10 protein-coding genes are annotated in these 13,731 nt (G+C 46.6%); 2 read left to right on the top strand and 8 right to left on the bottom strand.

Annotated elements, in window-relative coordinates; all coding sequences use genetic code 11:
• Positions 1–344: 344 nt before the first annotated feature.
• The 3 genes from SK066_RS13265 to SK066_RS13275 all read right to left on the bottom strand — a co-directional run bounded on the left by SK066_RS13265 (position 345) and on the right by SK066_RS13275 (position 4,434).
• Positions 345–2,414: a bifunctional aldolase/short-chain dehydrogenase gene (locus tag SK066_RS13265; protein WP_320541857.1), complete on the bottom strand. Its 2,070-nt coding sequence runs from the start codon at positions 2,412–2,414 to the stop codon at positions 345–347.
• Between the two features lie 494 nt (positions 2,415–2,908).
• On the bottom strand, positions 2,909–3,298 hold the full coding sequence (locus tag SK066_RS13270) for a DoxX family protein (protein WP_320541858.1): 390 nt from the start codon (positions 3,296–3,298) through the stop codon (positions 2,909–2,911).
• Between the two features lie 197 nt (positions 3,299–3,495).
• A complete protein-coding gene (locus tag SK066_RS13275) occupies positions 3,496–4,434 on the bottom strand; it encodes a ring-cleaving dioxygenase (RefSeq protein WP_320544882.1) in 939 nt (312 codons plus the stop codon).
• Positions 4,435–4,725: 291 nt separating this feature from the next.
• Between SK066_RS13275 and SK066_RS13280 the strand changes: the two genes are divergently transcribed.
• The gene (locus SK066_RS13280) at positions 4,726–4,896 is read left to right on the top strand and encodes a hypothetical protein (RefSeq protein WP_250343250.1); all 171 of its coding nucleotides are present in this window, start codon (positions 4,726–4,728) and stop codon (positions 4,894–4,896) included.
• A gap of 647 nt (positions 4,897–5,543) precedes the next feature.
• Here SK066_RS13280 and SK066_RS13290 read toward each other — a convergent pair.
• The 4 genes from SK066_RS13290 to SK066_RS13305 all read right to left on the bottom strand — a co-directional run bounded on the left by SK066_RS13290 (position 5,544) and on the right by SK066_RS13305 (position 10,269).
• The gene (locus tag SK066_RS13290) at positions 5,544–5,699 is read right to left on the bottom strand and encodes a hypothetical protein (protein ID WP_250343251.1); all 156 of its coding nucleotides are present in this window, start codon (positions 5,697–5,699) and stop codon (positions 5,544–5,546) included.
• Positions 5,700–6,030: 331 nt separating this feature from the next.
• A complete protein-coding gene (locus SK066_RS13295; RefSeq protein WP_320541859.1) occupies positions 6,031–7,626 on the bottom strand; it encodes a catalase in 1,596 nt (531 codons plus the stop codon).
• 870 nt (positions 7,627–8,496) lie between these two features.
• Positions 8,497–8,943 carry a nuclear transport factor 2 family protein gene (locus SK066_RS13300; RefSeq protein ID WP_320541860.1) on the bottom strand — a complete coding sequence of 149 codons (447 nt, stop codon included), beginning with the start codon at positions 8,941–8,943 and terminating at the stop codon, positions 8,497–8,499.
• A gap of 111 nt (positions 8,944–9,054) precedes the next feature.
• Positions 9,055–10,269, bottom strand: coding sequence for an MFS transporter (locus SK066_RS13305; RefSeq protein WP_320541861.1), 1,215 nt, complete (start codon positions 10,267–10,269; stop codon positions 9,055–9,057).
• 292 nt (positions 10,270–10,561) lie between these two features.
• Between SK066_RS13305 and SK066_RS13310 the strand changes: the two genes are divergently transcribed.
• Complete coding sequence (locus SK066_RS13310; RefSeq protein ID WP_320541862.1) at positions 10,562–12,268, top strand: alpha/beta fold hydrolase; 1,707 nt, start codon at positions 10,562–10,564, stop codon at positions 12,266–12,268.
• Between the two features lie 295 nt (positions 12,269–12,563).
• On the opposite strand, the gene SK066_RS13315 is transcribed toward SK066_RS13310, so the two are convergent.
• The gene (locus tag SK066_RS13315) at positions 12,564–13,712 is read right to left on the bottom strand and encodes an NADH-dependent flavin oxidoreductase (RefSeq protein WP_320541863.1); all 1,149 of its coding nucleotides are present in this window, start codon (positions 13,710–13,712) and stop codon (positions 12,564–12,566) included.
• Between the last annotated feature and the right edge of the window lie 19 nt (positions 13,713–13,731).

Below are 13,731 nucleotides of genomic sequence, written 5' to 3' on the forward strand. Positions count from 1 at the left end.
ATTCAAGTTAGTTTGTGGATCGCTTCAATATTAATTTGCTTATGCCTTTATCTTGCGCTTGTATCGCTGACAAAGAATTGAACTGTCTTCATTAATCAAAGTCAAAATACTAGCTGATTTCAAAAAATAATAGCATATCATCAATCAACATATTGATGTGCGAGCCTTTGAGTATTTAGTCTCCTGAGCAGCTGCAACAATGCAAGCATTTTAATCACTTTAAAGACTTGAATTATTTTAAGTGTTTCAGGCAATACGAAACATTCGTATAGCGTATGACTTTAAGCTGTATAGCTCTTTCCTTCTATATAACAGCATAACAGCTCTGTGTCGCTATCTACTTTCTATCTCGTAAACGCCGCAGGCACACCGCCGTCGATAGTTAGCATGCAGCCGGTTGTTTTGGCTGATTTGGATGAGGCGAAGTAGGCTACGCCTTCGGCGATGTCGTCTGGGTAGATGTTGACGAGCAGTGTTGTCCGTTTGCGGTAGTGTTCTTCTAGCTGATCCGGTTCGATGCCGTAGGCGGCGGCGCGTTCGTTGCGCCAGTTGGAGTTCCAGATCGCTGAGCCTTGCAGGATCGCATCGGGCAAAATGGTGTTGACGCGGATACCATGTTCGCCGCCTTCGGCTGCGATGCAGCGTGCCAGATGAGCTTCCAGTGCTTTGGCTGAGCTGTAGGCAGTGACATTTTTGCCGGCGTAGACGGAGTTTTTAGAGCCGATGAACACCATGCTGCCGCCTAACTCCTGTTGCTTCATTACTTTGAACGCTTCACGAGCGACAAGGAAATAACCTGTGCCCAGTACATTCATATTCAGCTCCCATTCCTTGAGCGATGTTTCGTCAAATGGGCTAGAAGTTGCCAGACCTGCATTGTTGATTAAAATATCGACGCCACCGTATGCGATGGAAGCTTCGGCAAAAGCAGTCTCTACGAGCGCTTCGTTCGTCACATCCATGCGAACCGCCAGTGCACGTCCAGTGCCAAAGCTTGCATTCAGCTCATCGGCTACTTTTTGTGCGCCTTCCAGATTCAGGTCGGCGAGTACGACATGTGCTCCCTCGCTCACAAGGCGACGTGCTGTGGCACTACCAATGCCACCTGCTCCACCGGTAATCAGGGCAATCTGGCGAGAAAATTCTGCTTCTGGCGGTGCGAGTGTTAGCTTGTATAGCTCCAGCGGCCAGTATTCCACATGGTACGATTCCGCTTCGCTCAACGATACAAATTGTCCCAGTGCTGTCGCTCCACCCATAACTGCAATTGCGCGATGATACAGCGCACCACTGACCAGTGACATCGCATGACTTTTACCTGTATTGATCATTCCAATTCCTGGAATCAAAATAACACGTGGCGCAGGCTCGAACATCACATCGCCTTCGCTATGATTACGTTCAAAATATTCTTTATACCGTTGTTTATAACGATTCACACCTTCCAGCACTGCCTGCTTCAAGCCCTCTTGATCATCATCTGCTGGCGTCCAATCGATAAATAGCGGCGTCATCTTGGTATGTACCAGATGATCCGGGCAAGCTGCCCCAACCTGAGATAAAGTAGCCGAATCTCTTCCATTGACAAAGGTAAGCACATCGTCCGCATCATCGAAGGTTAAGATCATTCGTTTACTATCGCTAACAGCACAGCGCAGCGAAGGCATCAGACTCGCAACAAGCTGTTGACGCCGCTCAGATGATAACGCTTCCACTTTTGCACCGCCAAAGGCTTCCTTCTGACTTGCCTTCTCTGCAATGTACTCGGCTGCGCGATTAATCATCTCGATCGTCTTATTGTAGCATTCCTCCTGCGTTTCTCCCCATGTGACCAGACCATGCTTTTCCATCAGCACAAGCTCAGCATTCGGATGCTCCAGCACACCCTGTGCAATCATTTTGGATAGCGTAAAGCCCGGACGAATATATGGCACCCATACAAATCGATCACCGAAAATCTCCTTCGCAATTTCCTTACCATTATCCGCACAGCACAGGCTAATAATCGCATCAGGGTGTGTATGATCCACATGACGGAATGGCAGAAACGCATGCAGCAATGTCTCGATCGATGGACGAGGTGCCTTGGAATCGATCATACAGTTCGCAAGGTAAGCGACCATCTCTTCATCTGACATCTCTTCCCGCTCAAATAATGGACGAATATCCTCCATCCGTAATCCGGTAAAATGCTGCGCCTTCATCGAAGCCAGATCGGAGCCACTGCCCTTCACAAACATCACTTCTACATCGCGACCGCGAAAATCCTTCACGATTGTCTTGCTCGATGTGTTACCACCACCCCAGTTACATACCCGACGATCCGACCCGATCAGATTGGAGCGATATACAAGCTGATCTACACCTTCCTGAATAGCTGCTGCCTGACTGGAATCCCATTGATTTGGTATCATGCTTCATCCTCCATATATTGGCTTGGTCACAGCGCGATTCGATAATCCAGTATATGTAATATCGCTGCTGCTTCCTGCTGCTGAACCCGCTCATTCGGACTGATAATGATGAGAAGTGAGGGTTCCTTTTTCAGGAGTATATCATTTCTGTTTTGTTTTGAAAATACTTAATTCGGAAATAAACAAAAATATATTTAAAATTGATAACGCTTAAACAGAATAAAATAAACTATAATTGACGTGCAAAACTGTTTCAATCTAAAAAGACCCCACCAGCTGCGCAGTGAATCGCTTGCAGCTGATAGAGCCTTGAGATAAGGTGTGATGATTTTATAATTGCGTTAATTTCTTAGTGCTACGGCTAGAGCTAGCTTCTAGTGATTGATGTTAGCTTAGCTTGTGTTGATGATTGTTTACGCTTGTATTTGTTTGATTCGTGTTTGTTTATATAATCACGTGTAGATACATATGATCAGAAGCTTGAAGCCTTCAGCTTAGAAATGTAATGCCCAGGCGCCAGGACCGATCAATGCCAGACCGATCGCTACGACGATCAGGAACAGATTGTATTCAAAGCCGCCGCCACCATTAGCAAAGCCTTTTGGCCCGTGAACTTTAGCGATAGCGCCCAGCATCACTACAACAACGAGTACAGCCGCCAGCGGTAACCACAGACCGAACACGAATAGAATACCACTTAGCAGCTCAGCGATACCGCTAAGTGTGGCTGCAACATGACCGGGCTTGATACCGATCGATTCAAACCAACCGCCTGTTCCTTTGATACCATACCCACCAAACCAGCCAAACAATTTCTGTGTACCGTAAAAGACAAATACGACACCGATCATTAAACGAATAAGCAATAAACCGAAATCTTCCATTTTAAAACACTCCTTTTATAGGTTATGATTATATATTTTGATGTGATGTAGTTTAACTGCATCCTGAATGGCACATTATCCATGGTTGTTACATTAGTAATTGTACGATCGACTGTCTCGCTTCTTCTGCCTACAGCTATCGCTTAAACTCCAATCTCAGCATCGTCATCAGCTCTTTCCTTCATTAATCGAATGGATTAATCCAGCTCACGCACTTCAAATGGCAACAGCACCTGCTGTAATTTGGCACGATACTGCTCGTATTGCTCTGGCAACATCAGGTTTTTTCCCATCGTTTCATACGATTCATCATGAGCAAAACCCGGAGGATCTGTAGCAATCTCGAACAGAATTTCACCATGCTCTCTGAAGTAAATCGCGTTAAAGTAATTGCGATCACGTACTGCGGTGACACCATAGCCTTGATTGCCTACATATTCCTGCCATTCCAGCTGATCGCTATCATCGACTGCACGCCATGCGATATGATGCACGGTACCAACACCCATTTCACCACGCACGCCAGCGGTCATTTTCAGATCGATCACATTGCCGATCTCTGCCTGTGAATGATAACGAGTATAGTCGCCTTCCTGACCGATACGCTCTAATCCCATGGTCTGCTCCAGCAGATGAGCGGTCTGTGCAGGCTGCGAGGAATACAATGTCGCCCCTCCAAAGCCCTTAATCGCCATATCAGCACTCACACCGCCAAAGCTCCAGCCATTAGGATCAGCCGCACCACGTGCGACCAGTTCCAAATGCAGACCATGCGGATCATCGAATGCCAGAGAGGTTTCACCAAAGCGCATGTTGGTATGATACGTAATGCCGAATTGCTCCAACCGTTTCGCCCAGAAATCGAGCGTTCCTTGTGGCACAACATACGCGGTCACGCCAACCTGTCCATCTCCGATCACACCCTGCCGAGCACCTGCCCATGGGAAAAAGGTAATAATCGTACCCGGTTTGCCGCCTTCGTTACCAAAGTACAGATGGTATGTACCTGGATCATCGAAGTTAACGGTTTGTTTGACCAGACGCAGTCCAAGTACACCTGCATAAAAATCAACGTTTTCCTGTGGATGCCCTACAATTGCTGTAATGTGGTGAATACCCATTGTTTGTTTGCTCATCATCGTCGTCCCCTTTGAGTGGTTTATTTTGAGTGGTTATAAGGATCGATCATCTATTGAATGATCGTTTTGCAGATAATATTTTCGTCTTATTTAATAAATCTTAATTTAAAGATATTTGACTATGAGACAATATTACTTTGCTTTAAGATAAATGTCAACCCCCTTTATCTATTCTTTTGATCGATATGTAGAACAAGCTAAAGTGCCATGTTTTCATTCTGTTCAAAAGGGTAATGTAATGAAGAGTCACTACAACATAGCTGAGGACAACATAAGGAGGAGATTAACATGGCAGAGGATAACAAAATGGAAAACCCGAATTCAGAGGATACACTGATGGAGAAGCGCAAAAAGGAAAATGGCGCTAACCCAGAAACTCAAGCAGATGATTGGGTAGCGAAGCCATCTCCAGTTGCAGCAGGCGATGAAGATAAGGACAAAAAAGATTCTGATAAGTAATCTAGCGATTGCGTAATTGATAGCCTGCGATGAGCGGTATGTCGATTCATCACAGGATTGTGATTACTCGTATAGTAGACAGTATCGATCATTATGATCGGTGCTGTCTTTTTGTTTATTCGATATAAGGATCGGGTGAAAAGAAAGTAATACGGAGTTAGTATAAATAGCAAGAGCCTAAGACTAAATGAGTAGCCGTTATGATTAACTACTGTCTTAACATGTCGATTTAAAATCTTATGTCGTAGTACATATGCTTTATTTTAAAAAAGAAGGCTTTAACAAGGTTTACACTGTTTTCGGGCTATGGTAGGGTATCGTTGGACTATTGCAGGTGTTGTTGGAGGTTGCTTAACTGGAGCCGCGGCATCTTGCTTTTAAAAGAAGTAGGAGGCTAAATGATGAATACTATATATACGAAAATGAATATTTTGTTGCTGAGTGTGATTTTCGTTCTATGGATTCTATTACAGCTTGCATTGGACATGAGCATTTTTAAAAATCCACTCAACTATTGCGTCGCCTTTATTATTGTTTTCTTTACGATTCAATATGTAAAGTCTTCTAGATCATAAATTTAAGAACCGCATAAAAAACAAAAAAGAGCCTTCATTAGAGAGGGCTCCTTTTACATGATTATAAGCCAATCAAGAAATTAACTTCAACTGCTTCGCTTGCTCTTCTGTCAAAATGAATTGTTCCTGCGGGTATGTCTCATCTTCATTTTGTACGCCGAACATACTCATTACGTCGTTCCAGACACCTTTTTGGACTGCTTCTTCTTGTGTGATGATAATTTTCATATCGATCGCCGCCTTTGTTAGGATAACTTTACGTGATTATTTTATTACTTTAGCCAATACATTGAAGCTGTTGTTGTGTATGTCATCGGATGAAGAACGTCTATGTATACTTAAACGAATTGCTGATTCAGTTAAACAGCAGGCTTAGCGCTAGCCCAATATATCAACGTAGCAAAAAGACCAATTGCCTTGATGGGAATTGGTCTTTTTTATTAGCTACACCTCTATTCAACCATCAGAAATTAGAACCGAGCGGATGCTTATCACCATAACCGTCTGTCTATCCTAATGACTATCGAATGAGAATAGCGAATCAACGCTTGCTTCTCACTTAATACGGCTTCGCGTCATGTCCCTTATCTTCTGCTTTCTTCGCAGCAGCGTGAGCACGATGCAGTGGCTTGCCCATATTCGGATCAGCCAGCACCTTGTCCAGCTCCTCCTGCACGCGACGATGATACTCTTCATCTGCCTGCTTAATATTGCCAAGCACCAGACTACGGATATCCTCGTTACACTGGGCAAGGTTCGCGCCGAGGTTTTTCACCAGCTCATCGCGTTCCCAATCCTCGAAGTTGCGATACGTCTCCCCTGCCTGAGCAAAATCATTCGGACGGTCGATCTTCTCGCGCATCAGACGTGCATCATAGTATTCTGGCTCGTGATCCTTGCCTGCCTTTGGCGCTTCCTTCAGACCACCGAGTGAGGATGGCTCGTAGTTCACATGCGGATTTTGTCCGGGTGCACGGTCACTATGGTAGCGCATCTGTCCACCGGAATGATTCGTTGCGACACGGCTATGCGGTGCATTGATCGGCAGCTGCTGGTAGTTCGAGCCAACACGGTGACGCTGCGTATCGGAATACGAGAAGGTACGTCCTTGCAACAGCTTATCATCCGAGAAATCTAAGCCATCCACCAGTACACCTGTACCGAATGCGACTTGCTCTACTTCATTAAAATAATCCTCTGGATTGCGATTTAGGATCATTTTACCCACCTTCATAAATGGGAATTGATCCTCTGGCCACAGCTTCGTCGGATCAAGCGGATCGAAATCCAGCTCAGGATGGTAATTGTCCTCCATGATCTGGACACACAATTCCCATTCTGGATAATTGCCATTCTCGATTGCATCGTACAGATCAATCGTTGCATGGTTGAAGTCGAGTGATTGAATCTGGTTCGCCTCATCCTGCAACAGATTGCGGATGCCTTGCAGCGGCTCCCAGTGGTATTTGATCAATACCGCTTCGCCCGCTTCATTCACCCATTTGTATGTGTTCACACCCGAGCCCTGCATCTCCCGATAGTTGGCAGGAATGCCCCATGGCGAGAACAGGAACGTGATCATATGTGTAGATTCCGCGCTGTTACCGATAAAGTCGAAGAAACGCTCCATATCCTGTACATTCGTAATCGGATCTGGCTTGAACGCATGCACCATATCCGGGAATTTGAGCGGATCACGAATAAAGAAAATTTTCAGATTGTTACCGACCAGATCCCAGTTGCCATCCTCGGTATAAAATTTGGTCGCAAAGCCGCGCGGATCGCGTAACGTTTCCGGAGAATGTCCACCATGAACAACCGTTGAAAAGCGCACAAATACCGGTGTCTGCTTGCCCTTTTCCTGAAACAGCTTCGCGCGTGTATATTTGGATATCGGTTCATCCCCAACCGTGCCATACGCTTCAAATACGCCGTGTGCACCTGCTCCACGAGCATGCACTACCCGCTCAGGCACACGTTCACGGTCAAAATGAGTGATTTTCTCAAGGAAATTGTAATTCTCCATGGTAATCGGCCCACGGTTGCCTACCGTTCTCACATTCTGGTTGTCTGTGACAGGATGCCCCTGTCGATTCGTCAGCGTTATTTCTTCTTGATCATTCGATTGCGGTTGCTTTTTGTTCTCATCTGCCATAAAATCTTCCGCCTTTCAAGAAAGTATAAGTTTGCTGAAACCCTGCATACATAGTGACACGGAAAACAAGGCAACATTTCTGCCGCCGACTTGATCTGGTGGAACCAGTACAGATAGGAAGTCGCCTGGTATAGGACAGTAGCACTTCCATTGTTGGCAGTGTAGCCGCTTTTGCCGTTATCGTTACAGGCTGATAAGTTCATACACTGGCTTATCTTGTAACAATTGTGACAGATCAAGCGGTTACATTACCTTTTTTTACCTGCATGAATTCATTATAAAACAATTTCCGGCGGAAAAGTGAATGATTTCTTATTTTTGTCCAATTTGTGAATGAAGATTGGGTGAAATGGCAGATGAAATGGGGGTGGAGGTTGGGCATGCATGGGGATTGTGCTTGGAGGGGCACCACTTCGGCAAGGAATAAGGGAACGGACTCGGGTGGAGCCGCGGGAATCTTTTGGATTGGGAGAGAATGAAGATTCCCGCCTCTCCAAAGGAGTCCTTTTCCCTTATTTCCTTGCCTGCGTTCTGTGCGATTTGCAGCATGAGTGATGTGTGTTTGAGTGACAACGCGCATGGTGCAATTCATGCTGCAATGTGGTGGGTGGGAGGAGCAGTAAGGTTTAAAATCTTTTAACTCGCTTTGCATCGTTTACGTTGAAGTACAGCTGCATGTGCTTCTAGAGTAAGTTTATGGTTTTATGGTTTTATGGTTTTATGGTTTTATGGTTTTATGGTTTTATGGTTTTATGGTTTTATGGTTTTATGGTTTTATGGTTTTATGGTTTTATGGTTTTATGGTTTTACAGTTCTGCTGTTTTGTGAGTTTATGAATGCATAGATGTATGGACGCTCGAATTTACTTTTTTACAGAATATCCAGACGCAGCCGTTGTAAGCTTGTATGGCGAATATACCATTTGCCGTCTAGATTGACGAAGGTTTCGTGATAGTAGCCATATCCATGGAAAGATTTATTCGGATTGCCCTCTGGGAAGGTAACCAGATCCTCCATTGGGGATAGTACTTTGGCTTCGGTGGCGGAGATGAATTCGATGTCGGCGCTATGTACCTGGTGTACGGTTACGGCGGGATCGACGAGGTCCTGGAAGACTTTGACGATTGTGTCGCGTCCCTCTAAAACGGGAATTGGGTTGCCCTCTGTGCTGAAGTCGGCTACAGCGTCTGGAGCGAATACGGTTTTGAGCCCTTCCCAATCTTTTGTATCAATGAAGCGGCAATAACGGGACTTGACCATCCGAATTTCCTCGTAAGCCAGTAAAAGTTCTGTACCTGTCAAAAAGTCTGTATTCATATGTGAATCCCTCTTTCTATATGTGTTAACCCCATAACTATCATACAGGCTGCTCGCTAGATCGCCAACCTTTAAGCGATAACGAGCAGCCCCTATGCAGATAACAATGGATTAATCCAATTCAATTCCTTTGGTTTCTTTGCCGAGGAACAAGACAGCAGCAGCGCCGATAACGATGGCGATGAAGAACATAATAAAGATGCTACTTACCGCTACTCCATTGCCGACGAGCATACCGACGAGGAATGGCGCGATTACACCGCCAATTCGCCCAAAGCCTGCGGCCATGCCTGTTCCGGTTGAGCGTACGCGCGTTGGGTACAGCTCTGGTGTATAGGCGTACAGACCGCCCCATGCTCCCAGATTGAAGAAGGACAGACAGATACCTGCTAGAATGAGCGACAGCTCACTTGTGGCAAAGCCGAACCAGATTGCACTTACTGCGGTGAGCAGCAGATACAACACCAGTACGAATTTACGACCGAATTTCTCAATAAAATATGCAGCTGTGAAGTAACCTGGCAGTTGTGCCAGCGTCATGATCAGCACGTATTCAAAGCTTTTGATCAGTGTAAAGCCCTTCAAGCCCATCACCGATGGCAGCCACAGGAACATACCATAATAGGAAAAGACCACGGTGAACCACAGAATCCACGCCATCATCGTGGCACGGCGATGCTCACTGCTCCAGATATCCTTTAGCCCCTGTAGGAATGAGACACGATCGGACGCTTTTCTGTTCAAATAACGCGGTGAATCCTCAATGGCGCGGCGCAGATAGAGTGCATACAATGCAGGAACCGCGCCGATCACAAAGCCCCATTGCCAGCCATAGCGTGCAATCACGAAGTACGCGACCACTGCGGAAATGATCCAGCCAAATGCCCAGAAGCTCTCCAGCAGCACGACCGCACGTCCGCGATCCTTCACCGATACCGATTCGGATACTAGCGTAGAAGCTACCGGCAATTCACCACCCAGACCAAACCCGGCAACAAAGCGTAGCAACAGTAATACGCCAAAGCCCGTTGCCAGCGCAGATAATCCACTAGCAATGGAGAAAATTAATAGCGTCCAGAGCAGGATCGACTTTCGTCCATAGCGATCTGCCAGATAACCCGCCGCAATGGCACCCACTGCCATCCCGACCGAGTTAATACTGGTCAAATAACCGATCTGCTGTGGGCTAAGCTCCCAGCTCTTCGCCAGTGCTGCCGCGATAAAGGAGATCATCCCCACCTCCATCGCATCGAACATCCAGCTGAAACCTGCGCTAAATAACAGCTTGCGCTGCTTTGGATTACGCAGTAGTTCCATATTATTCATCCCATAACCCCTTTTTCCTGACAGGTTTGTACTTTTTGTTACATACTTTGCCATTCTTAATCCAGCCCGTATGCAACTCGCCTGTCGTCATATATGTAGTCACGACCTCTATTATACCCAAAACGATAAAAAATACCTCACATTTATGCAGATGCTAAGCAATTAAAATTTTAATGTTCATTTTGTACAGTTAAACATAGCGATCACAAATTTAAGTAACTCATTTAATACACGTGCTATACATTGATTGAGGATTAATTTTTTTCCATATATTACATAGTCGAGGAGGACAATGATGATGGTACGAAACAAATTGCTGGCGGGGGTGCTTGCGGCCAGTATGGCATTCCCTCTCCTGCCGAATCACGCTTACATGGCAGCAGCTAATCCTACGGTAGTAGCTACGCCGGGGGCATGGTCAGCAGGACAGACACCGCCGAATCTTTCCCCGGATAAGCCTGTTCTGCTATTCGTGCATGGACTGACCAGTCAGGCAAAAATATGGTACGAGGACAATGATATGTACCAGTATGCCTACAATAATGGTTATCAGACCGCTTTTATTAACATGTATGACATTACCGGCACACCAGAAGACATGTGGAAAGACGGCGAGCTGCTTGCTGCCAAAATCAAAGAGATCAGCCAGCGCTATGGCGGCAAAAAAATCGTCATTATCGCCCATAGTAAAGGCGGTGTGGATACACAGGCTGCACTGGTACGCTACAATGCCTATCCTTACGTAAGTCGCGTGATTACGCTGAGTACACCGCATCATGGCTCCGAGCTGGCAGACCTTGCCTACAGTAGCTGGGCTGGCTGGCTTGCTGATCTGGTCGGCTCCCAAAGCCCGGGTACAAGCTCCTTGCAAACATCGTACATGCAGTATTTTCGCTCAGAAATGGACAAAGACCCGGATGTTAATAAGGTGCCCTTTTATACGATGGGCGGTGACAAATGGTCTGGCTCTGGCAAAGCCTCGTATACATTTGGCGGTGCGTATCTATCCGTATTTGGTAGCAATGATGGTGTCGTTACGACGGCAAGCGCACAGCTACCCGGCGCTACACTGATTCGTATAGGCCCGTGGAATCATGCCACCGTGCGCACAGGCTCCTATACATTCGATCTGTTCAAATCGTATATTGGTACCGTAACCGGAGCAGCCGCGAGCGCCGCACAAGCAGTGTCGTCCTCATCTCGCTTGACTGCGGCAGCCGTCAGCACGGATGTGTATCGTGATTCTACCGTGACAGGCAATGTGTATGGAGCTACACCTACCTCCCCACAGACCGATGCGAACACTGGTACGCCGGGCGCCTCCAGCAATAATGCATCTGCTGATGCCGCATTGCCTAATGGGCATTTGTATGTGCGCGGCGGTCAATCGAACGGTACCGCAAGCGAAGCATTAACGGTAGAGGATGGCGTACAATCCATTACGCTCGATTGGATTAGTAACAAACCACTGAAGGAATTGCAGATTATCGCTCCAAATGGCAAGCGTCAGCAAGTACGTGTGGAAAGTGCGAAAGACGATGATATTTTCAAAGGCGCCTATCACCAGATTGCTCGTCTCGATCAGCCTGTTGCAGGCAACTGGCAGGTACGCGGTGTAAACGATGGCTCTGGTGCGTACTTGATGACTGCTGTATATGCCTCCAATACTAGCAACGCAAGTCTACACACGTCGCTCTCTAGTGGTACACTTGATATGAAGCTAGAAACCGAGGGGCTACGTTCAGAACAGACAACAGCCAAATATACCGTCAACTATTATGACGGAGAGGGCAAACGAATCGCTCCACCGACCACTTCCCAGCGCTCGCTGATCGCTGGCGAAATGGAGACAAGTGTCCCAACACCAGCTACAGGTGAACCATCCAGTTACGTGATCACTACCGATATTAGTGGCGTGACCGCAGCTGGCAAGCCGTACAAGCGTACATTAATCAAGTCCGTCTATGTAGATGCGAATGGTCAGACGTATTCGGAATGAGATGGCGTAGTAGCGCCCAAACGCTTACGAGCACATAGCATGACATATCGCTGTGAATGTAATACTACCTAAGCATAGTGCAACATAAATGATACATGACGCTGTGAAAGACAAGGCTACAGCTACAGTAGGCATAACGTGCTATGTGCCAAGGTAGCGTTATACCAAACACATGCTACTACACAAAAAAGGACACCACTTTACCCTAAACAACTCCATCTATACCGTCAACCATCACATAAATAGCCCTGCATGCTTCGACACATGCAGGGCTATTCGATATATAAAGCTTATTTTATTTATTCGCTTCCTGCGCTTCTACAACAGGGAACCAGCCTGGAATATTAATGACCATATTCCATAGTGGATCAGGCAGAACGAGTGATTTTTGATCATTTTTGCTCAGTGTGTACAGAATCTCATTCTCGCGACCGGATTCTACTTTTTCGACCCAGTTTGGATCAACGATCAGCTGACGACCGAGAGCAACGAGTGGTGCGCCTGTTTCCAATACAGCGGCTGCATCATCTGGCGTTTTCACCGAACCTACACCGATAACCGGTACTTTGTTACCCACACGCTCTTGAATGATCGTCAGACGGGAACGTGTATCTTCTACACCACGACGAGGTACAGAATTGTACTCCATCAGCGATACGTGCAGATAGCTCAGGTTTTTCTCAGCCAGTGCATCGATCAGCACCAGTGTATCTGCCATTGTGATGCCTGGTGTTTCTGGTTCTTCCGGGGAGAAGCGATAGCCGACGATGAATGGGCCTTTCGCTTGCTCTTTGACAACACGTTGTACTTCATCTACAACAGCCAGTGGGAATGCCAGACGTGCATTCACATCGCCGCCCCATTTGTCTTCACGACGGTTGGAGTGTGGAGAGAAGAATTGCTGAATCAGATAACCGTTCGCACCGTGAATCTCCACGCCGTCAAAGCCAGCAGCAATCGCATTCGCTGTTGCTGTACCGAAATCTTTGATAATGCTCTCGATTTCTTGACCTGTCAGCTCACGAGGTGTTGGACCTTGACCGCCATCACCGCGCTCGCTTGGTACAGCGCTTGGTGCAACGACATCGCCGTCAACCAGCTCAGGTGGAGCCAGACGACCTGCATGGAAAATTTGCAATACTGCTTTAGAGCCGTTCTTTTTCAGTGTGTCTGCCAGACGAGTTAAGCCAGGTGTAAACTCCGCACCTACTGCGCGGAATTGGTTCGCAAAGCCTTTACCATTTGGAGTCACATGAGCAACAGCCGTGATCGACAGACCTACACCTGCTGTACGGCTTTCATAATATTCGAGCTCGGCATCGGATACTGTTTCATCCGGATTGGAGGAAGAGTGAGTCATTGGCGCCAGAACAAGGCGGTTTTTCAGTTCAATACCATCATTCAGCTTGAATGGCTGAAACAAAGCTTGATATTTTGGATTCATGGTTAATCTCTCCTATCTC

It is taken from the genome of Paenibacillus hunanensis, assembly GCF_034055775.1.
GTDB classification, from domain to species: Bacteria; Bacillota; Bacilli; order Paenibacillales; family Paenibacillaceae; genus Saccharibacillus; species Saccharibacillus hunanensis.

What these genes read in the sequence shown, in the direction of transcription:
- SK066_RS13300 (WP_320541860.1), bottom strand. Translation starts at nt 8,943, where the DNA reads ATGAATACAGACTTTTTGACAGGTACAGAACTTTTACTGGCTTACGAG.
- SK066_RS13275 (WP_320544882.1), bottom strand. Translation starts at nt 4,434, where the DNA reads ATGAGCAAACAAACAATGGGTATTCACCACATTACAGCAATTGTAGGG.
- SK066_RS13280 (WP_250343250.1), top strand. Translation starts at nt 4,726, where the DNA reads ATGGCAGAGGATAACAAAATGGAAAACCCGAATTCAGAGGATACACTG.
- SK066_RS13290 (WP_250343251.1), bottom strand. Translation starts at nt 5,699, where the DNA reads ATGAAAATTATCATCACACAAGAAGAAGCAGTCCAAAAAGGTGTCTGG.
- SK066_RS13270 (WP_320541858.1), bottom strand. Translation starts at nt 3,298, where the DNA reads ATGGAAGATTTCGGTTTATTGCTTATTCGTTTAATGATCGGTGTCGTA.
- SK066_RS13315 (WP_320541863.1), bottom strand. Translation starts at nt 13,712, where the DNA reads ATGAATCCAAAATATCAAGCTTTGTTTCAGCCATTCAAGCTGAATGAT.
- SK066_RS13305 (WP_320541861.1), bottom strand. Translation starts at nt 10,269, where the DNA reads ATGAATAATATGGAACTACTGCGTAATCCAAAGCAGCGCAAGCTGTTA.
- SK066_RS13295 (WP_320541859.1), bottom strand. Translation starts at nt 7,626, where the DNA reads ATGGCAGATGAGAACAAAAAGCAACCGCAATCGAATGATCAAGAAGAA.
- SK066_RS13310 (WP_320541862.1), top strand. Translation starts at nt 10,562, where the DNA reads ATGATGATGGTACGAAACAAATTGCTGGCGGGGGTGCTTGCGGCCAGT.
- SK066_RS13265 (WP_320541857.1), bottom strand. Translation starts at nt 2,414, where the DNA reads ATGATACCAAATCAATGGGATTCCAGTCAGGCAGCAGCTATTCAGGAA.